The following is a 26,260-nucleotide window of genomic DNA, read 5'->3' on the forward strand; positions in this document are numbered from 1 at the left end:
ACTAGATTTCTAATTTTTTAACCAATACACAAGCATTATGACCTCCAAAACCGAAAGTGTTACTCATTACAACATTCATGTCTCTTTTCTGAGCTTTGTTGAATGTAAAGTTTAGTTTCGAATCTATATTTTCATCATCTGTAAAATGATTAATTGTAGGAGGTACAATTCCGTGTTTCAAAGAAAGTATAGATGAAATAGTTTCTACAGCTCCAGCAGCACCAAGTAAGTGGCCTGTCATAGATTTTGTAGAGTTTAAATTCATTGTATAAGCGTGTTCACCAAACACATGTAAAATGGCTTTAGATTCCGCTAGATCTCCCAATGGAGTTGAAGTTCCGTGCATGTTTACACCATCAACATCACTTGCTTGTAAACCAGCATCTCTCAAGCAATTTAGCATTACATTTTTAGCGCCTAATCCATCAGGATGTGGTGCAGTAATGTGATATGCATCTGCTGACATACCGCCACCACCTATTTCACAATAGATTCTAGCGCCACGTGCTACAGCATGTTCGTATTCTTCAAGAATTAATGCACCAGCGCCTTCTCCTAGGATAAAACCATCACGGTCTTTGTCCATTGGTCTAGAAGCTGTTTTTGGATCATCATTTCTAGTTGATAAGGCATGCATAGCGTTAAAACCACCCATTCCCGCTATTGTAACAGCAGCTTCTGAGCCACCAGTTACCATAACGTCAGCATGACCTAATCTAATATAATTGAAAGCGTCAATAATGGCATTTGTCGAAGAAGCACAAGCTGAAACAGTTGTGAAGTTCGGACCTCTAAATCCGTATTTTATGGAAATATGACCACCAGCAATATCTGAAATCATTTTAGGAATAAAGAACGGATTGAACTTTGGCGTTCCATCTCCAGCTGAATAGTTTAACATTTCGATTTGAAACGTTTCTAAACCACCAATACCTGAACCCCAAATTACACCAACTCTATCTTTGTCTAATTTTTCGAAATTGAAACCAGCATCAACTACAGCTTCGTCAGATGTTACCATTGCATACTGTGCATAACGGTCCATCTTTCTCGCTTCTTTTCTATCTAAAAAGTCTTCAGCATTAAAGTTTTTAAGTTCGCAAGCAAACTTAGTTTTAAACTTTGAAGCATCAAAATAGGTTATTGGAGCAGCTCCGCTAACGCCATTAATCAATCCATCCCAATATTGTTCAATGTTATTTCCGATAGGTGTAAGAGCGCCTAAACCTGTTACTACAACTCGTCTTAATACCATAAATTCTTTACTTTTTGTTATCTTAAAAAAATAAAACCCATGCATTCTTCACTGTACTAAATTACAAAAGAGCCATGGGTATTACAATAAATATATTTTTGATTGAAAATTCAATCTCAAATTTAATTTTTTAAAAAAAATAATAACACCCGGTTTCAAGAAATTCAATTTCTAGAAACCAGGTGTGAACTTATTATTTCTTAGCTTCCTCAATGTAAGAGATTGCTTGACCTACAGTAGCAATGTTTTCTGCTTGATCGTCTGGGATTTGAATATCAAATTCTTTTTCGAATTCCATGATAAGCTCTACCGTGTCTAATGAATCAGCTCCTAAATCGTTTGTGAAGCTTGCTTCTGTTACAACTTCGTTTTCGTCAACACCTAATTTGTCTACGATAATCGCTTTTACTCTTGATGCAATGTCTGACATAATCTTTAATTTTAGAATTTAATTTGTTGGCAAAAATAAAAAACTTTATTTGAAAACAACCATTAAGTTAATAAATGTGACGTCTAATGTATAAAATTTATTTTAACAAAGCAGTCGCATTGCTATTTATTTTCATTTATTATGCGTTTTTTTGTGCTTTTAAAAGTGTGAAATTATATGAAAAAAATTGTTGTTTTTGCTTCGGGGTCGGGGACTAATGCTGAGAATATCATTCAGTATTTTACACAAAAAGAAAGTGGAACTGTACTTGCTGTTTTTACAAATAACAAAAATGCAGGCGTAATTGAAAAGGCAAAAAAGTACGGCGTACCAACTCAAATTTTCTCAAAAGAAGATTTAAATGAAGGTAAAGTTTTACAAAATATAAATAGTATTGGTGCAGATTGGATTATATTGGCTGGATTTCTTTTAAAATTCCCTGAAAATATCATAAAAGCATTTCCAGACAAGATCATTAACATTCATCCTGCTTTGCTTCCTAAATATGGTGGAAAAGGAATGTACGGAATGAATATACACCGCGCTATTGTACAAAATAAAGAGAAAGAAACTGGAATTACAATTCATTTTGTAAATGAAAATTATGATGAAGGAGCGATAATTTTTCAAAAAGCTGTTGCTCTAAATCCAGATGAAACAGCAGAAAATGTTGCAGTAAAAATTCACGAATTGGAACAAGAATATTTTCCTCAAGTGATTGAAAGTTTGTTAGAATCATAACTAATCAAAATTCGAGAGTGAAATTATAAACTAATTTTTTCTTTTCGATAATCATATAAAATAGTAACCGCTATTCTCATAGTGTATAGTTTAAAAATAAAATGGAATACGACGTACATATATATACTGACGGTGCAGCCAAAGGAAATCCTGGAAACGGTGGTTACGGTGTAGTGATGGAATGGGTTGGAAAACCATATAAAAAAGAATTCTATGAGGGATTTCGTCGCACGACAAATAATAGAATGGAATTGCTTGCAGTTATAGTTGGTCTCGAAAAATTAAAAAATCTTAATACTAGAGTTTTAGTGGTTTCTGATTCGAAGTATGTTGTAGACTCCGTCGTTAAAAAATGGGTTCTTGGTTGGGAAAAAAAAGGATTTGTAGATCGCAAAAATTCCGACTTATGGAAACGATTCCTAATCGTTTACCGCAAACATAAAGTAGATTTTAAATGGATAAAAGGTCACAATAATCACCCGCAAAATGAAAGATGCGATGAATTAGCGGTTATGGCTTCAATGCAAAAAGAGCTTTCTATAGACGCTTTTTACGAGAAAGCAGAAGCTAAATTACTATAAAAACAGTCTGAACTAAATACAAAAAATAGTAAAATTTTACGTTTTAAATGCATTGCAATTTTATTACTTATAAACTATCTTTGCACCTTAATTCGAAACGTATATAATGAATAAATTATTGATTGTTGGAACCGTAGCTTTCGACGCAATTGAAACTCCTTTTGGAAAAACTGATAAAATTTTAGGTGGTGCTGCTACTTACATAGGGCTTTCTGCTTCTTTTTTTAATCTACAATCGGCTATAGTTTCTGTGGTTGGAGACGATTTCCCGCAAGAATATTTAGATTTATTAACTTCAAGAAATATTGATATTTCAGGTCTTGAAGTTGTTAAAGGAGGTAAAACTTTCTTCTGGAGTGGTCGCTACCATAATGATCTAAATTCAAGAGATACATTAGATACGCAGTTGAATGTTTTGGCTGATTTCCAACCAAAAGTTCCTCAAGATTACAAGAATTCTGATATTGTAATGTTAGGAAACTTGCACCCATTAGTTCAAAGCAGTGTTTTGGACCAAATGGAAAAGCAACCAAAATTAGTAGTACTTGATACAATGAACTTTTGGATGGACTGCGCCTTGCCGGAATTATTAGAAGTTATAAAACGCGTAGATGTAATTACTATAAATGATGAGGAAGCACGTCAACTTTCTGGAGAATATTCTTTAGTAAAGGCTGCTGCCAAAATTCATACAATGGGACCAAAATACGTGGTGATTAAAAAAGGGGAACACGGAGCTCTACTTTTTCATAACAAAGATGTTTTCTTTGCACCAGCATTACCATTAGAAGAAGTCTTTGACCCAACAGGAGCAGGAGATACTTTTGCAGGTGGATTTGCAGGTTATATTACGCAGAGTGAAAATATTTCATTCGAAAACATGAAAAACGCTATTATTCATGGATCAAATTTAGCCTCATTCTGTGTGGAGAAATTTGGAACAGAAAAAATGGTTGATCTAGAGAAAAGTGACGTGTCAGCGAGATTGAAACAATTTAAGTCATTGACACAATTTGATATAGAATTATAATGTATGAAAAACCTCGGAAACGGGGTTTTTTTGTTTTATAAAATAGCAGCTAACTGTAGCGAGTTTCATTCATATAAAATATAGAAGTCACTGCAGTTCATTCATACAACAACACAACAATTACAAATAATATACAATGAGCGACGCTTTAAAACACGAATGTGGTATAGCCCTAGTAAGACTACTCAAACCGCTTGAATTTTACAAGGAAAAATATGGAACCGCATTTTACGGAATCCAGAAAATGTATCTTCTCATGGAGAAGCAACACAATCGTGGACAAGATGGTGCTGGATTTGCAAGTATTAAATTAGATGTAGAACCTGGCGAAAGATACATCAGCCGCGTTAGATCTAATGAGGCACAACCTATACAAGACGTTTTTACTCAAATAAACGATAGGATAAATGAGGAACTTAATGCTCATCCCGAGTATGCTGACGATGTTGCGCTTCAAAAACAGAAAATTCCATATTTAGGAGAATTGTTTTTAGGCCACGTTCGCTACGGAACTTTTGGCAAAAATAGTATTGAAAGTGTACATCCATTTTTGCGTCAGAATAACTGGATGCATAGAAATTTAATATTGGCTGGAAATTTCAATATGACTAATGTTCAAGAACTTTTTCAAAGTTTAATTGAATTAGGTCAACATCCAAAAGAAATGGCGGATACTGTTACTGTAATGGAAAAAATAGGTCATTTTCTAGATGATGCGGTAACGGATTTATATCAAGAATGTAAAAATGAAGGCTTAACTAAAAGAGAAGCTTCACCAATTATTGCTGAAAGATTAGACGTAGCTCGAATTTTGAGAAGAGCTTCTAAAAATCTTGATGGTGGTTACGCAATGGCGGGACTTTTAGGTCATGGAGATGCATTTGTTTTTAGAGATCCTGCAGGAATTCGTCCAGCTTATTTTTATCAAGATGATGAAATAGTAGTCGTTGCATCTGAAAGACCAGTAATTCAAACAGCTTTTAACGTTCCTTTTGATAAAGTACAAGAGATCGATCCAGGCAGTGCATTGATTATTAAGAAGGACGGAACGGTTACTATGGAAGAAATTCTAACGCCAACAGTTAGAAAATCATGTTCATTTGAGCGTATTTATTTCTCAAGAGGAAGTGACGCAGAAATTTATCAAGAAAGAAAAACTTTAGGTAGACTAATTCTTCCTGCAGTTTTAAAATCTATTAATGAGGATACTGATAATACTGTTTTCTCTTATATTCCTAATACAGCTGAAACTTCTTTTTACGGATTAGTAGAAGCAGCGCAAGATTTTCTAAATCAAAGGAAAAATAATTTTATCCTTAAAAATAGAAATAAATTAACGAAGGAATCGTTGCAAGAATTACTAGCCGTAAAAATACGCACTGAAAAAGTAGCGATTAAAGATGCGAAACTTAGAACATTTATTACTGAGGATTCTAGTCGTGACGATTTAGTGGCGCACGTTTATGACGTTACTTATGGCGTTATAAAACCAACAGACAATTTAGTTATCATTGATGATAGTATTGTGCGTGGAACGACCCTAAAAATGAGTATTATCAAGATGATGGATCGTTTGAATCCGAAACGAATTGTAATTGTTTCATCGGCACCTCAAATTCGTTATCCTGATTGTTACGGAATCGATATGGCTAAAATGGAAGGATTAGTGGCATTTAGAGCGGCACTCGAACTTTTAAAGGAAAGAAACTTATATAATATAGTGGATGAAGTTTATGCTCAATGTAAAGCGCAAGAACATTTAGAAGACACTGCACTTGTAAACTATGTTACTGCAATTTACGCACCATTCGAACCTCAAGAAGTTTCAGATAAAATCGCTGAAATGCTGAGTTCACCAGAAATTAAAGCGGAAGTTAAAATTATATTTCAAACAGTTGAAAATTTACATATTGCTTGTCCTAAAAATCTAGGAGATTGGTATTTTACAGGTGATTATCCAACGCCAGGAGGAAACCGAGTAGTAAGTCGAGCTTTTATGAATTTTTATGAAGGAAAAGACGCGAGAGCATATTAATAAGACAGGTATAAGGGCAGTTTATCGGTTTTATAAGCTGTTTGTCTAATTTATTTGGTAGTAAGAAACTACTAGTATAATTTTAGGTCACCATAACATTAGTAGGTTAAGTTTATGGTAGATTTGGGGCAAAAAGGGTGGAAGCAATTCCACCTTTTTTATTGGAATAAACTGAAGGATTTAATTCGAACTAAACTGTTTTAGATAAAGTATCTACATAAAAAAAAGTCGAATAAACTAGTTGTTTATTCGACTTTCATATTTTAAAATAGCTACGCTATTTTTGAAAAATATTATTTTTCTGAAGCGTATCTTCTAGATACTTCAGTCCAGTTAATTACATTGAAAAAAGCTTCAATATAATCTGGTCTTCTGTTTTGATAATGTAAGTAGTAAGCGTGTTCCCAAACATCCATTCCTAAGATTGGAGTTCCACCGCAACCAATTCCTGGCATTAATGGGTTGTCTTGATTAGGTGTTCCACAAACTTCAACTTTTCCTCCTTTATGAACGCAAAGCCAAGCCCAACCTGAACCGAATTGTGTAGCTCCAGCTTTACTGAAACTTGCTTTGAATTCTTCAAAAGTTCCAAAAGCAGCTTCAATTGCAGCTAATAAGTCACCAGTTGGTAAACCACCACCATTTGGAGCCATAACAGTCCAAAACAAGTTGTGATTGTAAAAACCACCACCGTTATTTCTAACAGCCATGTTTTTCATATCAAGATTAATCAAGATGTTTTCTATAGTTTTACCTTCCATATCTGTCCCAGCAATTGCAGCGTTCAGATTTGTAGTGTAAGCATTGTGATGTTTTGTATGATGGATTTCCATTGTACGAGCATCAATATTAGGTTCTAATGCGTCATACGCATAAGGTAATTGTGGTAATTCAAAAGCCATAATATGATTGTTTTAATTAATGTAAAATGTTATAGTAGTCAAATTTAGACAATTAAGTTTGGAAACGGAAATTCTATTTTGTTATAATTTCATTAAATAAATTGATAGTAAACTCCTTTTTATATGAACTTACTTGATAATCAGTTAGTATTTGTTTTAATTCTTCAATAATGTGATCTGTATTGGTTAAATAATAATTTGCATTTCGATCGTCAGTTTAGGAATTAAAAAAGAAGTATTTTAGCAGTGTATTTAACATCGAAAATTTTTTGAAAAAGCAAATAATTTTATTGATTTTAGTGTTGCTAACTTTTTCTTGTGCAAAAAGAGAAGTACCTTTCGTTTCATTTTATTATTGGAAAACTATTTTCAAATTATCCGAAGTTGAAAAAGCAACTTTAAAAAATAACGATGTACAAAAAATTTATGTGCGCTATTTTGATATTGACTTGGATTCAAAAAAGCAAGCTTTTCCGCTATCCCCTATTCACTTTGAAACTGAAATAGATGGTTATACAATTGTTCCAGTAATTTACGTCAAAAATAAAGTGATGTTGAATAATGAACTAAATGTTCAAGAATTAGCTAAAAAAACATTTGATTATTTACAGCAAATAAATAATAAAAATAAAATTGAGGTTCAGGAAATTCAAATTGATTGCGACTGGACTTTAGCCAGTAGAGATTCTTATTTAAAGTTCATAGAAAGTTTTAAACGCATTTCAGGTAAAACGCTGTCAGCTACTATTCGTTTGCATCAAATAAAATATTACACTAAAACCAAAATTCCTAACGTTAGCAGAGGAGTATTGATGTACTATAATATGGGAACAATCGCTGTCGATTCTCTAAACTCTATTTATGACAGGAATATTGCAAATCGATATATTCAAAGTCTACAGAATTATCCTTTAGAAATAGATATTGCTTTGCCTATTTATTCATGGGCAATTCATAGTCGAGATGGACGTGTAATAGGTTTAAGAAGTAAAATTAATGTTGGTGATTTTAAGAAAGATTCCAATTTTGTGTATCAGCAAAATAAATATTTTAAAGTCATGCACTCCAATTATAAAAAAGGCACATTTTACAAATCTAATGATATTTTAAAATTAGAATCAATATCGCAAAAGGATTTGTTTGAAATGGCAAGCGATTTAAAATCAAATTTAAAACAATCACCTAAAGAAATTATATTCTACGATCTAGACGAAATCAATATAAAAAATTATGAAAAAGATATCTTCAAGCAAGTTACTACTCGTTTTTAGCACGATAGGATTACTGATTTATTCTGCAATTTATGCATGCGGTGGCGATGGTGATTGGGGTTGGACTTTTGATTCTAATTTCACTCCAGAAACCTTTGTTGACAAATCTTATGAACCGCTTTTTTTATCAACCGATATTTTTTACGGAATAAGTTTTGACAGAGAACACACTACTAGATTCAATGATGAAATGATTGCTGATTGGAGTACTCATCTAAAAGGAAGTGTAAGTGAACAAGATGTAAAATTCTTTTTGATTGATTCCAGCGCTGCAGATGTTGCTAGTCTTTACTCTTTTTTAAGTACTAAAAAATCCAACCCAACAGTTGCAAAGTGGTCGAAAAAAATTAATTGGAAGGAAAAGAAAGTTACTGATTTTATCATATTTTTAAAAAATGCACAAGCATTAGAAACTGTTTCAGTGAATAACGATTACTGGAGTTACGAGCCGCAGAAAACTATTGTTTTTACCGATACTAAAGTCGTAAAGAATATAGAGTCTAAATATAATGAAACAGCGGATCCATTTTTAAAAAACAGATATTGGCTACTGACAATCAAAGCTAATTTTTATAGCAAAAATAAAGAAAATGCTGATTCTTTTTTTTACGAAAACGGAGAATTCTGTTCCAAAAAACACCTTATATTATCGAGCTTTATCCTACTTAGCTGGACTAGAATATAAAAAAGGTAATTACGCTAAATCTAACTATCAATATGCTCAAGTTTTTGATAAATGTCCAAAATTACGAATCGTAGCGGCATATAGTTTTCATCCGCAAGAGCAATCAGATTGGAATCAGTCATTGGCTATGGCCAAAAATAATGATGAAAAAATTGCGCTTTGGGCAGTTCAAGGTTATTATAATGATGAAGTTCGAGCGATACAAAATATTTATGCGTTAAATCCAAAAAGTGAACATTTAGAATACTTGCTGACACGATTAATAAATATTCAAGAGAATAAAATTGATAAATCTTTTAAAGAGCAAAACGCGCTTAAAAATAAACAAGGAATAAAAGACAGTATAAATCAAGATTCTATTAAAGTGGTAATGGCTATAGCCAAATCAAAAAACACTTCTAAGCCATATTTATGGAATGTAGGTGCTGGATATTTAGAAACCTTGAACGGTAATTTTGCACAAGCAGACAAAAATTTTGATACTGCAGAGAGTAAAATGCCAAAAACAGCATTAGCTATTAACCAACTAAGGCTCCTCCGTTTCATAAATAACTTAAGCAAAATTAACAAAATAACTCCCAGCGCTGAGAAAACAGTTTTATCAGATTTGAACTGGTTGTATTTTGAATTACCGAAAGAGAATTTGGAAAACTTTCGTTATGAAAACGCAACAAATTGGAGTAAAAAATATCTAGCTGCCTTATTCAAAACACAGAAGAACAACGTTATGTCTGAGTTGTTTTTAAAAGGTTCTGATTTTTACGATAACGAAAAAGACATTGTAAATATGAAGGCCTTCTTGTCGAAGCAAAATAAAACTGCTTTCGAAAATATAGCTGAAAAAATATACGATCTAGATTTAGATAAGATTAATAAGTATCAAGCGGTGCAAGCAACTTTTGCCAATAAAATCCCAGATGCTGTTTCTTTTATGGAGCAGTCTGGTGACTTACAATATGTAGTTTTATACGGCAATCCATTTAATGGAAAAATTAAAGACTGTCACGATTGTGAACACGCGGAACGTCAAAAAACTAAATACACACTCATAGAGTTTCTATCGACGGTGAAGTTAATGCAGGACAAAGTTGCTAGTCAAGAAGATGTTTTTGATAATGCTTTGCTTTTAGGAAATGCATTTTATAACATTTCTCATTTTGGAAATGCACGAGTATTTTATGAAGGAAGCATTATTGGTTACGGATCAAGTCCCTACGAATTTAAGGATACTTTTAAAAACAAAATAACAGATTGTTCAGTGGCTAAATCGTATTATCAAAAAGCTCTACAAGCTGCAACTAATGACGAACAAAGAGCAAAGTGTTCCTATTTAATTTCGAAATGTGAGCGCAATGAATTCTATAATAAAAAATATTATAGTTCAAATAATTGGTGGAATATCGAAGATGATGGAATCTATTTTCTCGCTTGGAATGGATTTAAAAATTTGAAAAACAATTATTCTAACACTAAATATTACAAAGACGTGATTGCTGAATGTGGTTATTTTAATACCTATGTAAATCAGTAATTATTAAATTTTTATGATTGCGCCATCGCCATACAAACAATACTAATTTTAGCACCGGGAATTTTTAGTAAAGCGCGTGAACACGCCTCAAGCGTTGATCCAGTAGTAATGACATCATCAATTAATAAAAAATGTTTATCGTGATCTTTTTCGGTGAATGAAACATCAAAAATAGTTTCTATTCCTTCCGTTCTGCCTAGAAGTGTTTTTTTAGATTGTGTTTTAGAGTATATATTACGCCGTAGGATTGTATCATCGTATGGTTTACTAAGGGTTCTAGAAAGCGCAAGTCCAAATGAAGTAACTTGATTGTAGCCTCGTTCTCTTAATTTTCTGCGATGTAATGGAACGGGAATAATTACATCTATAGATTGTAGCGATTGGATTTCTTTTAAATCTTCAGCGTACCATTCGCCAAGAATAGTTCCTATTTCTTCATGCCCTTTGTATTTTAAATTATGAATAAGTTGCTGGACGATACCTTTTTTATGAAAGTACAATTGCGCAGAGGCGTGGACAACCGGAATTCTTCCATAAAACTTTTTGAAAGCTTCATTTTCTAAACTCAAATGATGATTTGTAAGTGGTACATCATGTCGGCAAACTGTACAAATTACATTTTCATTTGTAAGCAAAAAAGAATTACAACCGGAGCAGACTTTTGGGAAAAAGAGATTAATGATGCTTTTAAACATAAAATCAGAGATTTAATTGTAAAAATAAACAAATCAGTGCTTCAATGTTCAACTATTTACTTTTTTAAGTAGAGTACTTTTTATATTTTTGCAACACTATGGCAAAACAAGAAGATTTATTTAAGAATGTAGTTTCGCACGCAAAAGAGTACGGATTTATTTTTCCGTCAAGCGAAATCTACGATGGTTTAAGTGCAGTCTATGATTACGCACAAAACGGAGTGGAGTTAAAAAAGAACATACGCGAATACTGGTGGAAAGCGATGGTTCAAATGAACGAAAATATTGTAGGTCTTGATTCCTCAATTTTGATGCACCCTACAACTTGGAAAGCTTCCGGCCACGTTGATGCGTTCAATGACCCATTAATTGACAACAAAGATTCAAAAAGAAGATATAGAGCCGATGTACTGATTGAAGATTATGCTGAAAAGCTAAATCAAAAAGCAATTAAGGAAGTTGAAAAAGCGCGTACGCGTTTTGGAGATGCTTTTAATGAAGAAGAATTTGTTAGTACAAATGCTAGAGTAATGGAATATAAATCAAGAGAGAGAGAAATTCTGGAAAGAATGGGTCGTTCTCTTGGTAATGAAGATCTTGAAGATGTAAAAGCATTAATTGAAGAACTAGAAATTGCTTGTCCAGAAACTGGATCTAGAAACTGGACTGAGGTTAGACAATTTAATCTGATGTTTGGTACAAAACTTGGTGCTTCATCTGATACGGCAATGGATTTATACTTGCGTCCAGAAACGGCACAAGGTATTTTTGTGAATTTCTTAAATGTTCAAAAATCAGGACGAATGAAAGTTCCTTTTGGTATTGCACAAACTGGAAAAGCTTTTAGAAACGAGATTGTAGCTAGACAATTTATTTTTAGAATGCGTGAGTTTGAACAAATGGAAATGCAGTTTTTTGTTCGCCCAGGAGAAGAGATGAAGCATTATGAATTCTGGAAAGAAGCACGTTTAAAATGGCATTTATCTTTAGGTTTAGGAAGAGAAAATTATCGTTTTCACGATCACGAAAAATTAGCGCATTACGCTAATGCTGCTGCTGATATTGAGTTTAATTTCCCTTTTGGGTTTAAAGAATTAGAAGGAATTCACTCTCGTACAGATTTTGACTTAAAAGCACACGAACAATTTTCAGGACGAAAATTACAGTATTTTGACGCGGAATTAAATCAGAATTATGTTCCTTATGTTGTAGAGACTTCTGTAGGATTAGATAGAATGTTCTTAGCTGTTTTTGCAACTTCATTAAAAGAAGAAGCGCTTGAGGATGGATCTACTAGAACAGTATTGAAATTACCATCAGTTCTAGCACCTACAAAAGCGGCAGTTTTACCATTAGTTAAAAAGGATGGATTACCTGAAATTGCTCATAAAATCATAGAAGAATTAAAATGGGATTTCACTGTAGCATATGATGAAAAGGATGCAGTAGGAAGACGTTATAGAAGACAAGACGCATTAGGAACTCCATTTTGTATTACAGTTGATCATCAAACTATAGAAGATCAAACGGTTACTATTCGTCATAGAGATACAATGAAACAAGATCGTGTAAGTATTTCAGACTTGAAATCAATTATCGAAAACGAAGTTTCTAGTAAAAACTGGTTGATGAAAATGTAATATTTAAAAAATAAAAAAAATCCCAAATTCTAATTTTTATAGAATTTGGGATTTTTTAATTTTAGATTTTTTTAGAACCTATATCCTAGAGAAATTCCACCACGACCAACGATTTCAAAATCGTTATAGCTACTTTCATTATTAAATAGGTTTCTACCTACTCCCGAATTGATTTCAAATACAAAACCTCTTTTTGTTATCCATTTTCCGCCTATTCCAAAACCAAGAGCAAAGTCGGTAACATTTCCTTCATCATTAGTTGGATTTACACCATTATTATAATTGTAGGTACTGAAATCATAATTGTTTATCATACCAAAACCTTCAGCAAAGAATCCAGCAGCTGGTTTTTTTCCAAAATAGAAACGGTAATAGGGAGTTAAACTAAATTTAGTATCAATATTTTTATCATATGAAGTAAATAGTGAAACACCTACAGCTGATTCTTCGTTCAAAATTCTTTCATATGTACCTTCAAATGCACCAAGCACTAACATCAATGCATTTCCTTTTAGTTCATTTCTTTTGAATTCAGTTGTCTCTTTTTCTTGAGCAAAGCCTGATAAAAAAGAACTTACACATAAAAGAATAAATAGTTTTTTCATAGTAGTAAATTTTTGATAAAAGTAAGATAAATTTGTAAAAAATAATATTTAGTTCCAAGTATTTTTTGTGCTTTATTTTTTAGATTATTGTTCTACCAGTGATTTGTGAAATTTGGTTAAATAGCATTCAAAGGCATGCTAGATTATTGATAACGCTATCAAAATTGCTATTTTTACGAAGTGTTTTTAATAGTGTGAAAAATTTCGAGTAGGATTAATCTAATAAAATGTAATTTATTTTTTTACGTATTAAATAGATAAAATGCTGTTTATCGGATATATTTGCACTTTAGCCGAATGTTTTAACATTTATAAAAAACATTTGGACAACAATTATTGTAAAAATGGTTAAATGCTTATTTTTAGAATGTTAAATAGGTTTTTTTCTTGCCCCGATATTTTTTGTCACCCAGTTAAAGTCAATTCTCCTGTTAACTTAATGCTTTAAAGTATATTTCGCTTTAAATATTTAATGTAATAATGCCTAAAAATTCTACGACAAACCATTGGTAAATTATTCCTACATTATTATTGATGATAGTCAAGAAGGTGTTTTGGAAACGAAACGCATGGCCGACTCTTTTTCAGAACTTGTATTTCTGGCAGCTGCAAACACATATGAAAGCGGAATCAATCTTATCCTAGAACAGGAGCCACAATTAGTACTTTTAGAAATAGACCCTCATAATCCAAAGAGTAATTTATCATTATTATTAATAAATGAGCTGCACAGATATTTAAATAAAATCCCTCAAATTATAATAACTACTAGAAAGAAGAATTTGGCATTTGATGCTATTCAATATGGAGTGACAGACTATATTTTAAAACCACTCAAAAGAATCGATTTTATAAAACTGATTTTAAAGCTGAAAAAGTCAAATATTGAAAGGGAAAACAATTCATATAAGGTAAGTACTAATGTGCTGAAACCAATTTTTATTCCGCAACAGCAGCAGATTATTCATGACCAATCTTTAATTTTATGTATAAAATCTTACGGTGATTATCGATATATTGATGCAAAAGACATTGCTTATTTGCGTGCTGATAATAATTCCACGGATATTTACTTATATAATGGCGAAATAACTACTGCTTTTAAGACGCTTAAACATTTTGAGACGGTCTTATCCTATCCTTTCATTAGAATACACAATAGTTATATTGTAAATCGAAACTATATTTCGAGAATACATAATGGTAACTCGTTTTGCTACATTAAAAGTAGCGCTGTTAAACTTCCTTTCTCTAAATCCTACAAGAAAAATATTGATTTAATCATTTCTGATCTTTCTAATGGAAATTACCTAGAAATTTAAAAATGAATCACTTACCGTTATTTGAATGCCATTCACTACTAGTTGGATGCAATTCACCATATACACTGTTTTAAAGAACGATAAATTATGATGCTTATGTAGTTTTACGAAAGAATTCACAGTTTAAGTGATTCCTAAAACAAACAAACAAACAAAAAACAACATAATACCCCACATTTATGAAAAAGTCAATCTTAACAATCGGATTATTCTCTTTAGCAATCGCTTTAACGTCTTTCACTTCAAATCAAACAGATCCAATAATAGTTATTGATGCTAATGGTAATGTAGAAATTGTAGGTGCTGGTTCAGCAGGAGGAAACAAGAAAGTAGATATTGTAGGTGCTGGTTCAGCAGGAGGTAACAAAAAAGTAGATATTGTAGGTGCTGGTTCAGCAGGAGGTAATAAAAAAGTAGATATTGTAGGTGCTGGTTCAGCAGGCGGAAACAAAAAGATAGATTAATTACTATTTGTATTGAATATAGCTAAGGCTGTCAATTATTTGACAGCCTTTTTTTATATCAATTGTTTTGCTATTTTTGGTGAAATATAAAAATTCTATTGAAAATTATTTATCCATTATTGCTTCTTGTTTTATTTATTTTTCTTAGCTGTAATCAAAAAAATAAATTTAGCACAACCATAGATTCTTCTGAAGATAGTCTTTCCTCTTATCTTTCCTTGGCAAATGATTTTAATTTACCACCAGAAAAGAGAAATCAGTTAAATCAAAAAGCATTTTCTATTATTATTGATCAGCCTAATGATTCGTTAAATATGGTTAACCTATTTAAAGTCGCAAATCGCTATTACAATATGGATAGATTGCGGGATTTTAAAACAATCGTAGACATCATTTTGGAAAAGACTGTTTCCAATCAGGATACTGTAAGTAGAATAAAAGCATATACTTATTTAGGAGATTACTATCTAGAAAAATCAGTCTCTGATAGTGCTTTTTTATACTATTCAAAAGCAGAGAAGATGTACTTGCATCGAAATAACATGCTTGATTTAGCTAAAACAAGATTGAATAAGGCACTGTTGCAGTTCAATGTTGGTGATTTTTTGGGAAGTGAGATAACTGTTTTTAATGCCTTACGTGCTGTAAAGGATGAAAAAAATAGTGTAATTACATATGATTCATATAATTTATTAGGATTAATTCATAATGAATTAGGAAACTATGAGAGAGCTATCGAATATAATTTGAAAGCCTTGAACTCTATTGATGATTCTACGCCTTCAATTTTTCAATCCAAAGCTACTTCCTTAAATAATATCGGGTATATTTATCAAAACACAAATAAACATAGAAAGGCTATTGGATTTTTTATTGAAGGGCTTGAACAAAAAAACTTAAAAACAGATAAGGCCTCCTTATATGCTATGCTTTTAGATAATTTAGCTTATTCAAAATTTAAAACAGTTGATTTTACAGGTTTGCCAGAAAAGTTTTATCAGTCTTTGCAACTTCGTGATAGTTTAAAATTGACTTCTGGAATTCTTGTAAGCAAAATGCGATTATCAGAGTATTTTGCGTTCAAAAATGATTCTATCAAAGCTTTAAAATATGCCGAGGAATCACTTATTTTGGCAAAAAAAGTCAAAAATTATAAAAGTGTTTTATTGGCGCTTAAACGGCTATCAACATTACAACCGAAAAAAGCAGCATATTACACTAAAGAATATATTCATGTTAATGACAGCTTGCAAAAAGCAGAGCGGACTATTGGTGAAAAATTCACTCGCATTGAGTACGAGACGGATCAAATAAAAAGTGAGAACACAGATCTTTTAGAAAAAAATAGAAATTTGGTTTATTTATTTGGTGGTTTAGGAATCTTAGGTTTATTCATTTTTACCATCAAAACACAAAAAGCTAAAAATAGAGAGTTATTATTCAAACAAGAACAGCAAAAAGCTAATGAGGATATTTACAATTTAATGATCTCACAGCAAAACACAATTGAAACCAATAGAATTAAAGAGAAAAATAGAGTTGCAAGGGAACTTCATGATGGGGTTTTAGGAAGAATGTTTGGTGTCCGAATGAATTTAGACGGATTAAATGCATTTCAGGATGAGGATGCAGTGGTTCAGAGAACCAATTACTTATCAGAATTAAAAAATATTGAGCAAGATATTCGTGAAATTTCTCATGACTTAAACAGAGAGAAGTCGGAATTAATCAATAACTTCGTTGCTATCATTGATGAATTATTCGAAGAGCAGAAAAAAACTTACAAGCCAAAATTTATTTCTACTATTGATTCTATTATTAAATGGGAGTTAATTAGTAATTCAAAAAAAATTAATTTGTATCGTATTCTGCAAGAATCATTACAAAATATTAATAAATATGCGCTAGCAAATACTATCAGAGTTGAATTTGAAAAAATGGATAATTATATTATTTTGAAAATCAGCGATGATGGAATCGGTTTTAATGTAAAAATGGCTAAAAAAGGTATTGGAATTCAAAACATACTTTTCCGCACTAGTGAATGTGATGGTGTTGTTGATATTAAATCCGAAAAAGGACAAGGAACAATTATAACAGTTACGTTACCAATAGAATAAAATGGATGCTACACAAGATATGATAACTGATTCACGTAATGGAAGATCAAAGAATAGAATTCTAATTGTTGACGATCATCCGTTCATTATTCAGGGGTACAAAAATGCAATTACGCGCTATAAACCAGACCAATTTGAATTTACAATTGAACAAGCTAAAGATTGCGAATCAGGATATAATATAATTACAAATACAGAAACTGAAGCTTTTGATATTGCATTTTTGGATATTAGCATGCCAAGTTATGAAGAAAAAGGTATCTTTTCAGGAGAAGATTTAGCAAGGTTAATATCTGAATACATGCCAAATTGCAAAATTATTTTGCTTACGATGTACACTGAATTACTAAAGATAGAAACACTAATAAAAACTATAAATCCTAGCGGATTAGTTATCAAAAATGATTTAACATTCGATGAATTAATTTTTGCATTCGATAAGGTCATTAAAGGCGATAACTATTACAGTAAATCTGTAATAAAAATGTTAAGTCAATCGCAAACAGATATTATAAAAATTGATCAGTTTGATAAGCAAATTTTATTTCATTTATCAAAAGGTACGGATATCAATGATATGACTCAATACATACCAATCTCGATAAGCGCCATTAAACAAAGGAAAATAAAATTGAAAGAATTATTAGAAGTTGTTGATGGTAGTGATCTTGATTTAGTTAAAGAAGCTAAAAATAAAGGATTACTGTTTTAAGAATTTAGAAAGCATAAAAAAACGGCATTTTTAAATGCCGTTTTTTTATGCTTATTATTTAAAAAATCTACTCTTCTAATGCGTTCCATCCACGTGCTTTTAAAGCAATTTTTGTGTTTGCTCTAGTAACTAAGTGAACTCCTTCACTTTCTTGTGTCATGTGACCAATAATAGTAAAATTTGGATTTCCTTTAATCTTCTCAAAATCTTCCATAGCAATAGTGAAAAGCAATTCGTAATCTTCACCGCCATTTATAGCTACTGTTGTACTATCAATATTGAATTCTTCACACACGTTTATAAATTGTGGATCAATAGGCAGCTTATCTTCATACAAATTACAACCCACGTTTGATTGCTTGCATAAATGCATAATTTCTGATGATAGTCCATCGGAAATGTCAATCATTGAAGTCGGTTTAATCTCTAAAGCATGAAGTAAAGTTCGAACATCTTTTCTAGCTTCAGGTTTCAATTGTCGCTCTATTAAATAAGTATAAGCATCTAAATCTGGTTGTGAATTTGGATTAACTTGGAATACTTGTTTTTCGCGTTCTAAAACTTGTAATCCCATGTAAGCCGCTCCCAAATCTCCAGTTACTACTAAAAGATCAGTTTGTTTTGCACCGTTTCTATAAACGATTTCATCTTCATCAGCTTCACCAATTGCGGTAATGCTTATTATTAGTCCTTTTTGTGATGAGGTAGTATCTCCACCTATAACGTCAACATTGTATTCAGTTGCTGCGTGTGTAATTCCGGCGAATAATTCATCTAAGGCTTCTAATGGAAAACGATTTGAAACTGCAACAGAAACCGTAATTTGTGTTGCTTTTGCATTCATAGCGCAAATATCAGAGATGTTTACTACCACTGCTTTGTATCCCAAATGTTTTAGCGGCATGTATGCCAAATCAAAATGAACTCCTTCAATCAACAAGTCAGTGGAAACAATCACTTTCTTGTCTTTAAAATCTAAAACAGCAGCGTCATCTCCAATTCCTTTTAAAGTAGAAACTTGGTTTATTTTAAAGTTTTTAGTTAAATGATCTATTAGTCCGAATTCGCCTAATTGTGCGATACTAGTACGTTGTGGGTTTTTATCTTCTATCATGGTCATTGCGAGAAACGAAGCAATCAAACTTCGCTCATTTTTTATTTAAATTATTTTTAAAAGTGCAAAGGTACAAAGATTTGTACCTACGTTTTGCACCGATGTATTTTAACAAAAAACCTGACAATTTTCATCATCAGGTTTCTCAATATTTTAGAGTCCTTCCCTTTGGGAAGGATTTAGGAAGGGATTCTAATCATTCAGTTTCAAAACCGCCATAAATGCTTCTTGCGGAATCTCAACATTACCAACTAATCTCATACGCTTTTTACCTTTTTTCTGTTTCTCTAACAATTTACGTTTACGAGAAATATCTCCTCCGTAACATTTTGCGGTTACATCTTTACGCAATGCTTTAATAGTTTCACGAGAGATAACTTTTACCCCAATAGCTGCTTGAATAGGAATATCAAACTGCTGTCTCGGAATTAATTCTCGCAATTTTTCACACATTTTTTTACCTATCGAGTAAGCATTGTCCGTGTGCATCAAAGAAGATAAAGCATCTACTATCGTAGCATTTAGTAAAATATCTACTTTTACTAAGTTTGAAGTTCGCATTCCTATTGGTGTATAATCAAAAGAAGCATATCCTTTAGAAACTGTTTTCAAACGGTCGTAAAAATCAAATACGATTTCTGCTAACGGCATGTCAAAAGTTAATTCTACACGTTCTGTAGTCAAATAAGTCTGATTTGTAATCAAGCCACGTTTTTCGATACATAAACTCATTACGTTTCCTACGTAGTCAGCCTTAGTAATGATAGTAGCTTTGATAAAAGGTTCTTCAACATGGTCTAAGCGCGAAGGCTCCGGCAAATCTGAAGGGTTGTTTACGATAAGCGGTGTTGTAGGATCTTTTTTGGTGTAAGCCAAATAAGAAACGTTGGGAACAGTTGTAATCACTGTCATATTAAATTCACGCTCTAAACGCTCTTGGATAATCTCCATGTGCAACATTCCTAAGAATCCACAACGGAATCCAAATCCTAAAGCAGCCGAGCTTTCCGGTAAAAATACAAGCGAAGCATCGTTCAGTTGTAATTTCTCCATTGAGTTTCTTAACTCTTCATAATCTTCAGTATCAACTGGATAAATTCCAGCAAAAACCATTGGTTTTACGTCCTCAAAACCAGTAATTATATTGGTTGTTGGCGTTTTAGCGTCAGTTAGTGTATCACCAACTTTTACTTCTTTTGCTTCTTTAATTCCAGAAATTAAATAACCCACATCTCCTGCAGATATCACTTGTTTCGGAACTTGGTTTAACTTTAAAGTACCAATTTCGTCAGCAAAATATTCATTTCCAGTGGCCATGAATTTAATCTTTTGGCCTTTTTTAATTTGTCCGTTTTTAACACGGAATATAACTTCTATTCCACGAAACGGATTGTAATGTGAGTCAAAAATAAGAGCTTGTAAAGGCTCATCAACATTTCCTTTTGGTGGTGGAATTTTTTCAATAATTGCTGCTAAAATATTTTCAACACCTAATCCGGTTTTCCCCGAAGCATGAATAATATCCTCTAAGTCACAACCTAATAGGTCAATAATATCATCAGAAACCTCTTCAGGATTTGCAGATGGTAAATCAACTTTGTTTAAAACTGGAATAATTTCTAAGTCATTCTCTAACGCTAAATATAAATTTGAAATCGTTTGTGCTTGTATACTTTGTGCTGCGTCTACAATTAAAAGCGCACCTTCACAAGCGGCTATAGAACGAGAAACTTCATAAGAGAAATCTACGTGTCCTGGAGTATCAATCAAGTTCAAGATATATTCCTGCCCTTTATATGTATATTCCATTTGAATTGCGTGACTTTTTATTGTGATACCACGTTCACGCTCTAGATCCATGCTGTCTAGCAATTGTGCCTTTTCTTCACGAGCCGTAACTGTTTGAGTTGCGCCAAGTAAACGGTCAGCAAGCGTACTTTTACCGTGGTCAATATGTGCAATAATGCAAAAATTTCTAATATGCTTCATCTTCTGTGTCTGTCAATTTTAAATCCAAATGCGACTGCATTTAATGTGCAAATATAAGGTAAAGTTTTTAACAATTTTATCTATTTAATTCGCATTAAATTTTAACATCCTGTGTCCTTTAAATTAACTAATTCTTACGTAGTTACGCGAAATTTTATACTTAATTTTGCAATACAAAATATATAAAAAACTTCTATTGAATTACGAAAAAGTAAAAGAAAAACTTGAAATTCTAGCAGATGCTGCTAAGTACGATGTGTCATGCTCTTCTAGCGGTGGGAATCGTAAAAATAAAAACAAAGGATTAGGAGATTCATCGGCAACGGGAATTTGCCATACGTATACGGAAGACGGTAGATGTGTTTCGTTACTTAAAATACTACTTACTAATTTCTGTATTTATGACTGCGCTTATTGTGTTACTCGCAAAAGTAATGACATTCAACGCGCGGCATTCACTGTAGAAGAAGTCATTGATTTAACTATTAACTTTTATCGAAGAAACTACATTGAAGGTTTATTTCTAAGTTCAGGAATTTTCAAAAATGCTGATTATACGATGGAACGCCTTGTTCGCGTGGCTAAGAAATTACGTCTCGAACATAATTTTAATGGATACATACATTTAAAAAGTATTCCTGGCGCATCAGATGATTTAATGCGGGAAGCTGGATTGTATGCGGATCGATTAAGTATGAATCTTGAAATCCCAACAGAATCGGGACTTAAACTTCTAGCCCCAGACAAGAATCACCAAGACATGATCAAACCAATGGGTTTTGTCAAAAATGAGCTGATTCAATATAAAGAAGAAAAGAAAAAATTTAAAAGCACGCCAAAATTTGCTCCTGCAGGTCAAAGTACACAAGTAATTGTTGGTGCTGCTCAAGAAAATGATTTTCAAATCATTCAAGTTGCAGATCATTTTTATAAAAATTTTGATTTAAAACGCGTGTATTATTCGGGTTATGTCCCTATTTCTAATGATGCTAGGTTGCCAGCAATAGGGGCTCAAGTTCCGTTAGTTAGAGAAAATAGATTGTATCAAGCGGATTGGTTAATGCGTTTTTATGGCTTTAAAGCCAATGAGATTTTGGATAAAAATAATCCGTTTTTAGATTTAGAAGTAGATCCAAAGATGAGTTGGGCATTGCGCAATATTACTCAGTTTCCTGTGATTATTCAAAACGCATCTTTAGAAATGATTTTGCGAGTACCTGGTATTGGAGTGAAGTCTGCGCATAAGATTGTTCAATCGAGGCGTTTTACAAATTTAAATTTAGATCATCTCAAGAAAATTGGCGTTGCTGTTAATCGCGCTCGATATTTTATTTCAGTAAGTAATGAGAATTCACATCTTAAGTTTTTAAATGCTTTGAACTTAAAAGAAATAATTTTGTCTGACACCAAGTCTAAATTCGAAAATCCTTTTAGCAACCAATTATCATTACTCAATGACGATTCTTTCTTACGATAGTACTTTTGAGGGTTTTCTGACTACAGTTTTTGAAATTTTCGAATTCAAATATCAAGAGCCACAAATTATTAAAAAGGATGATTTACAGCGCAATATATTTGCTACTCCCGTAGAAATTGTCACAGATATTACAAAGTCTGATCGGGTTATAAAAAAACTGACTGATCAGTTACAAAATGATGGAGTTCGAACTTTAATTTATGCTTTTTTATCAGAGAAAGTGGGTGTTGAAGATCTTTTATTTAAAGTCATCAACTACGCTGTGGCTAATAAAAACAAGAACATCATGAAGGATTTTTCTAATGATGCTGTTTTGCAAGTTTCGCAACTTACAAAAAGTGTAGGTAGAGAAAAACACAGAATGGAAGCTTTTATTAGATTCGAATTGTTGAAAGACGGAATTTACTTCGCTAAAATTGATCCAGATTTTGATGTCTTAACTTTAATAATGAATCATTTCAAAAACAGATATCAAGATCAAAAATGGCTCATTTACGACCTTCGCCGTAAATACGGTGTTTTCTATGATTTAAAAAGTGTCGAAATAGTGTCTTTAGATTTAGACGTCAAATTAATTGATGATAAAAGTAGTTCCGTCTTCTCGGATTCTGAAATCCAGTATCAAAAATTGTGGTGGGAATATTTCGATCACACGAATATAAAAGAAAGAAAAAACACAAAATTGCACTTACAGCATGTCCCGAAACGCTACTGGAAATACTTGACGGAAAAGAAAATTTTTTAGTCTTGAGTTGAAAGTTGTAATTTTGCACAAAAATTAAGCAGATGGTCAAAATTGGCAACATAGAATTACCTGATTTTCCTTTACTCCTCGCACCTATGGAAGATGTGAGCGATCCGCCTTATCGCAGATTGTGTAAAATGCACGGTGCTGATATGATGTATTCGGAATTCATTTCTTCGGAAGGGTTGATTCGTGATGCCATTAAAAGCCGAATGAAATTAGATATTTTTGACTACGAACGTCCTGTAGGAATCCAAATTTTTGGTGGAGATGAGGAAGCTATGGCAATGTCTTCTAAAATTGTTTCTGCCGTAAACCCAGACATAATTGACATTAATTATGGTTGTCCTGTAAAAAAAGTAGTTTGTAAAGGAGCGGGAGCAGGAGTTTTGAAAGATGTCGATTTGATGATTCGTTTAACTAAAGCAGTTATCGATAGTACGCATTTGCCTGTTACCGTAAAAACCCGTTTGGGTTGGGATGATAGTTCTATTAATATTGATGAAGTTGCCGAAAGGTTACAAGACATCGGTGTTGCTGCTTTAAGTATTCATGCTAGAACGCGTGCCCAAATGTATAAAGGACATTCAGATTGGTCCCATATTGCCAGAGTGAAAAATAATCCTAGAATTACGATGCCTATTTTTGGTAATGGAGATATCGATTCGCCAGAAAAAGCTTTAGAATATAAAAATAAATATGGTGTCGACGGAATCATGATTGGTCGCGCTGCAATAGGTTATCCTTGGATTTTCAATGAAATTAAACACTTTATGAAAACCGGAGAACATTTAGCAAAACCAACCGTTATCGATAGAGTAGAAGCGGTTCGAAATCATTTAACTTGGGCGATGGAGTGGAAAGGAGAGCGTTTAGGAATTGTTGAAACGCGTCCACATTACACTAATTATTTTAAGGGAATTCACTCTTTTAAACCGCACAAACAAAAATTAGTAACCTTATATAAGCCTGAAGAATTATTCGCTGCATTGAATGAAATTGAAGAAGCTTATATGGGTTATGAGGTGGTTTAGATTGTAGTTATAAAATCTGAAATCAAAAATCGTTAATTTTCAAGCGATAGCTTTGCTCGAACTCACGAAATAATCCGAAATCAAAAATCCTTACTCCAACAACTTCTTACTCACTCGGCTACTCGCGATCAATGAAGCCAAAAATCCTAAAGTTACAATTGTACCCATTACCACTAAAACATTTTCGAGGGAGAAAATTACAGGATAAGCTAGAGTTTCTGTGATCATAATTAACTGGAAATGTTGTTGTAGTAACACAATTATAATTCCTAAAGTAAGGCCTATAATTCCACCTATAACGCTCAGTAATGTTCCTTGAAGTAGGAATATTTTACGCAGATATTTAATTTCAGTTCCTAAATTAAATAAGGTTTTTAAATTCCCTTTTTTATCTAAAATCATCATGATCAACGCGCCAATCAAGTTAAAAAGCGCTACAACAATCACCAAAGTAAATATCAAATAAACAGCAATATTTTCTGTATTTAGCATTTTATAAAGCGACTCGTTTAATTGCGCTCGATTTTTTACTGTAATTTTATCAGAGAATATTATTTTTAATTTATCGGTAATGTCATTTTCATTCGCTCCAGAATTTATTTTAAATTCAATCCCTGAAACTTGGTTGATTCTGTACTCTAGTAATTCTTGAGCTAATCCTAAATCTGCAAAAACGTATTTTGAATCAAGATCTTCACTAATGGCATAAATACCCACAGGAATAATATCGGTTTTGTTGAAAGCTTGTTCTGGATTTTCGATCGCTCCTCGTCCCGGTTTTGGAACCAGAACTTCGAGTTGGTTATTAAAATCAAGCAGTCCCATCGAGAATTTTTGAGTAATTCCGTAACCTACGACAACTTGATAAGTATCTGGTTTTAGCCATTGACCGTTAAAAAGTTTTTTTTCAATTGCGTTAACTTTAACGAAATTGGAATCAACTCCTTTTAAGTATGTGACATCTTGTTTCCCATTAAAAGTGAATAAAACGCGTTCTTCGATTATCTTAGTGTACGAAGCAATCCCATCAATTTTCTTAATTTCACTTTCTTGGGTTGGAGAAATAAAAAATGATTTCCCCAGCGTGCTACTGATCTTTAAATCGGGATCGATTTCATTTGTAAACGAAAGACTAAAAACTTTCAGACCACTAAACACTGATAATACGACAAACAAAGCCATTGCACCTACAATAATTCCCATGCTGGCAATTCGATTGATGATGTTAATAGCGTTGTTTTTACTATTACTAAGAATATAGCGTTTAGCTACGTACAGTGGAAAATTCAAATCTTATTGGAATCGGCGTTTGTCTAATAAATCTCTATTTTCAATTGGATTGTCTCTATTTGCTAACGCATTGTCAATTTTTTCAATGTAATCTAATGAATCGTCGATGAAGAAAACTAAGTTGGGAACTTTACGCAATTGTAAGCGCACACGTTGCGATAAGTCATGTTTTATAGTTTTAGAATTTGACTTTACCGCCTCTAATATTTCTTTTGCTTTATCTTGTGGAAAAACACTTAAATGCACGGTAGCAACAGATAAATCTGAAGTTACAACAACCTTGGATACCGAAATTATCAAATTACTAACTCCGTTTTTTCTCACTTCACCTTGTAGGATATCTACCAAATCTTTTTGGATAACCCCACCTATTTTTTTCTGTCTATTTGTTTCCATGCTGCAAAAATACTACTTTTAAGGTTTATCCCGAAGTTTAGAGCCAAATTTTAAAATCAACTCATTATTACGTTTGTTTTTAGGAGCTATTTCCTGCTGTACACTATATCTTTCTCGCCGAACTCCGGCAAGAAAGGATGTCGTTTCCATCAGGGCTAGGGTATCCGGGAAAGTAACACGTTGAGATTCCATCAGA

Annotated in this window: 24 protein-coding genes; 15 read left to right on the plus strand and 9 right to left on the minus strand. The window is 32.6% G+C overall.

Features of this window, described 5'->3' with window-relative positions; all coding sequences use genetic code 11:
* Nucleotide 1: 1 nt before the first annotated feature.
* Nucleotides 2–1,255 (minus strand): beta-ketoacyl-ACP synthase II, encoded by a 1,254-nt coding sequence (fabF, locus tag BC961_RS05595; protein WP_121925103.1) that lies wholly within the window; start codon nucleotides 1,253–1,255, stop codon nucleotides 2–4.
* A gap of 193 nt (nucleotides 1,256–1,448) precedes the next feature.
* Nucleotides 1,449–1,685, minus strand: a complete 237-nt coding sequence (locus tag BC961_RS05600; RefSeq protein WP_007137004.1) for an acyl carrier protein — start codon at nucleotides 1,683–1,685, stop codon at nucleotides 1,449–1,451.
* A 177-nt stretch (nucleotides 1,686–1,862) separates the two neighbouring features.
* On the opposite strand from BC961_RS05600, the gene purN reads away from it, so the two are divergent.
* The 4 genes from purN to BC961_RS05620 all read left to right on the plus strand — a co-directional run bounded on the left by purN (nucleotide 1,863) and on the right by BC961_RS05620 (nucleotide 6,072).
* Nucleotides 1,863–2,426 carry a phosphoribosylglycinamide formyltransferase gene (gene purN, locus BC961_RS05605; protein WP_121924874.1) on the plus strand — a complete coding sequence of 188 codons (564 nt, stop codon included), beginning with the start codon at nucleotides 1,863–1,865 and terminating at the stop codon, nucleotides 2,424–2,426.
* 101 nt (nucleotides 2,427–2,527) lie between these two features.
* Nucleotides 2,528–3,007 (plus strand): ribonuclease HI, encoded by a 480-nt coding sequence (rnhA, locus tag BC961_RS05610; RefSeq protein ID WP_121924875.1) that lies wholly within the window; start codon nucleotides 2,528–2,530, stop codon nucleotides 3,005–3,007.
* Between the two features lie 106 nt (nucleotides 3,008–3,113).
* Nucleotides 3,114–4,037 (plus strand): PfkB family carbohydrate kinase, encoded by a 924-nt coding sequence (locus BC961_RS05615; RefSeq protein ID WP_121924876.1) that lies wholly within the window; start codon nucleotides 3,114–3,116, stop codon nucleotides 4,035–4,037.
* 136 nt (nucleotides 4,038–4,173) lie between these two features.
* Nucleotides 4,174–6,072 (plus strand): amidophosphoribosyltransferase, encoded by a 1,899-nt coding sequence (locus tag BC961_RS05620; protein WP_121924877.1) that lies wholly within the window; start codon nucleotides 4,174–4,176, stop codon nucleotides 6,070–6,072.
* 293 nt (nucleotides 6,073–6,365) lie between these two features.
* On the opposite strand, the gene BC961_RS05625 is transcribed toward BC961_RS05620, so the two are convergent.
* Entirely contained in the window at nucleotides 6,366–6,974 is a 609-nt protein-coding gene (locus tag BC961_RS05625) for a superoxide dismutase (protein WP_121924878.1), read from the minus strand.
* A gap of 269 nt (nucleotides 6,975–7,243) precedes the next feature.
* On the opposite strand from BC961_RS05625, the gene BC961_RS05630 reads away from it, so the two are divergent.
* The 3 genes from BC961_RS05630 to BC961_RS05635 are packed head-to-tail and all read left to right on the plus strand — an operon-like array spanning nucleotide 7,244 to nucleotide 10,461.
* Nucleotides 7,244–8,245, plus strand: coding sequence for a hypothetical protein (locus BC961_RS05630; RefSeq protein ID WP_245980822.1), 1,002 nt, complete (start codon nucleotides 7,244–7,246; stop codon nucleotides 8,243–8,245).
* Nucleotides 8,205–8,930: a hypothetical protein gene (locus tag BC961_RS14810; protein ID WP_245980824.1), complete on the plus strand. Its 726-nt coding sequence runs from the start codon at nucleotides 8,205–8,207 to the stop codon at nucleotides 8,928–8,930. Before BC961_RS05630 ends, BC961_RS14810 begins: the two co-directional genes overlap by 41 nt.
* On the plus strand, nucleotides 8,836–10,461 hold the full coding sequence (locus tag BC961_RS05635; protein WP_245980825.1) for a hypothetical protein: 1,626 nt from the start codon (nucleotides 8,836–8,838) through the stop codon (nucleotides 10,459–10,461). The genes BC961_RS14810 and BC961_RS05635 overlap by 95 nt, the downstream gene beginning before the upstream one ends.
* Before the next feature lie 11 nt (nucleotides 10,462–10,472).
* Here the strand turns inward: BC961_RS05635 and BC961_RS05640 are convergent, their stop codons facing one another.
* A complete protein-coding gene (locus BC961_RS05640) occupies nucleotides 10,473–11,156 on the minus strand; it encodes a ComF family protein (protein ID WP_121924879.1) in 684 nt (227 codons plus the stop codon).
* 98 nt (nucleotides 11,157–11,254) lie between these two features.
* On the opposite strand from BC961_RS05640, the gene BC961_RS05645 reads away from it, so the two are divergent.
* On the plus strand, nucleotides 11,255–12,796 hold the full coding sequence (locus tag BC961_RS05645; protein ID WP_121924880.1) for a glycine--tRNA ligase: 1,542 nt from the start codon (nucleotides 11,255–11,257) through the stop codon (nucleotides 12,794–12,796).
* A 71-nt stretch (nucleotides 12,797–12,867) separates the two neighbouring features.
* Here the strand turns inward: BC961_RS05645 and BC961_RS05650 are convergent, their stop codons facing one another.
* The gene (locus BC961_RS05650) at nucleotides 12,868–13,401 is read right to left on the minus strand and encodes a DUF3575 domain-containing protein (RefSeq protein ID WP_121924881.1); all 534 of its coding nucleotides are present in this window, start codon (nucleotides 13,399–13,401) and stop codon (nucleotides 12,868–12,870) included.
* Between the two features lie 506 nt (nucleotides 13,402–13,907).
* Between BC961_RS05650 and BC961_RS05655 the strand changes: the two genes are divergently transcribed.
* The 4 genes from BC961_RS05655 to BC961_RS05670 all read left to right on the plus strand — a co-directional run bounded on the left by BC961_RS05655 (nucleotide 13,908) and on the right by BC961_RS05670 (nucleotide 18,019).
* Nucleotides 13,908–14,723 carry a LytR/AlgR family response regulator transcription factor gene (locus BC961_RS05655; protein WP_121924882.1) on the plus strand — a complete coding sequence of 272 codons (816 nt, stop codon included), beginning with the start codon at nucleotides 13,908–13,910 and terminating at the stop codon, nucleotides 14,721–14,723.
* Nucleotides 14,724–14,902: 179 nt separating this feature from the next.
* A complete protein-coding gene (locus tag BC961_RS05660; RefSeq protein WP_121924883.1) occupies nucleotides 14,903–15,187 on the plus strand; it encodes a 3-oxoacyl-ACP reductase in 285 nt (94 codons plus the stop codon).
* Nucleotides 15,188–15,285: 98 nt separating this feature from the next.
* Nucleotides 15,286–17,307: a tetratricopeptide repeat-containing sensor histidine kinase gene (locus BC961_RS05665; protein WP_121924884.1), complete on the plus strand. Its 2,022-nt coding sequence runs from the start codon at nucleotides 15,286–15,288 to the stop codon at nucleotides 17,305–17,307.
* Nucleotide 17,308: 1 nt separating this feature from the next.
* Entirely contained in the window at nucleotides 17,309–18,019 is a 711-nt protein-coding gene (locus BC961_RS05670; RefSeq protein ID WP_245980827.1) for a response regulator, read from the plus strand.
* A gap of 67 nt (nucleotides 18,020–18,086) precedes the next feature.
* On the opposite strand, the gene thiL is transcribed toward BC961_RS05670, so the two are convergent.
* Together thiL and lepA are read right to left on the minus strand one after the other, a co-directional pair.
* Entirely contained in the window at nucleotides 18,087–19,133 is a 1,047-nt protein-coding gene (gene thiL / locus BC961_RS05675; RefSeq protein WP_121924885.1) for a thiamine-phosphate kinase, read from the minus strand.
* Nucleotides 19,134–19,325: 192 nt separating this feature from the next.
* The gene (gene lepA, locus BC961_RS05680) at nucleotides 19,326–21,122 is read right to left on the minus strand and encodes a translation elongation factor 4 (protein ID WP_121924886.1); all 1,797 of its coding nucleotides are present in this window, start codon (nucleotides 21,120–21,122) and stop codon (nucleotides 19,326–19,328) included.
* 196 nt (nucleotides 21,123–21,318) lie between these two features.
* Between lepA and BC961_RS05685 the strand changes: the two genes are divergently transcribed.
* The 3 genes from BC961_RS05685 to dusB are packed head-to-tail and all read left to right on the plus strand — an operon-like array spanning nucleotide 21,319 to nucleotide 24,378.
* Nucleotides 21,319–22,599 carry a putative DNA modification/repair radical SAM protein gene (locus BC961_RS05685; RefSeq protein ID WP_121924887.1) on the plus strand — a complete coding sequence of 427 codons (1,281 nt, stop codon included), beginning with the start codon at nucleotides 21,319–21,321 and terminating at the stop codon, nucleotides 22,597–22,599.
* Nucleotides 22,577–23,344, plus strand: coding sequence for a TIGR03915 family putative DNA repair protein (locus BC961_RS05690; protein ID WP_121924888.1), 768 nt, complete (start codon nucleotides 22,577–22,579; stop codon nucleotides 23,342–23,344). The genes BC961_RS05685 and BC961_RS05690 overlap by 23 nt, the downstream gene beginning before the upstream one ends.
* Nucleotides 23,345–23,385: 41 nt before the next feature.
* Nucleotides 23,386–24,378, plus strand: a complete 993-nt coding sequence (gene dusB / locus BC961_RS05695) for a tRNA dihydrouridine synthase DusB (protein ID WP_121924889.1) — start codon at nucleotides 23,386–23,388, stop codon at nucleotides 24,376–24,378.
* Between the two features lie 90 nt (nucleotides 24,379–24,468).
* Here the strand turns inward: dusB and BC961_RS05700 are convergent, their stop codons facing one another.
* Nucleotides 24,469–25,668, minus strand: coding sequence for an ABC transporter permease (locus BC961_RS05700; protein ID WP_121924890.1), 1,200 nt, complete (start codon nucleotides 25,666–25,668; stop codon nucleotides 24,469–24,471).
* 3 nt (nucleotides 25,669–25,671) lie between these two features.
* Nucleotides 25,672–26,064: a 30S ribosome-binding factor RbfA gene (gene rbfA / locus BC961_RS05705; protein ID WP_073352883.1), complete on the minus strand. Its 393-nt coding sequence runs from the start codon at nucleotides 26,062–26,064 to the stop codon at nucleotides 25,672–25,674.
* Between the last annotated feature and the right edge of the window lie 196 nt (nucleotides 26,065–26,260).

Source organism: Flavobacterium weaverense, from assembly GCF_003688495.1.
Classification (GTDB): Bacteria; Bacteroidota; Bacteroidia; order Flavobacteriales; family Flavobacteriaceae; genus Flavobacterium; species Flavobacterium weaverense.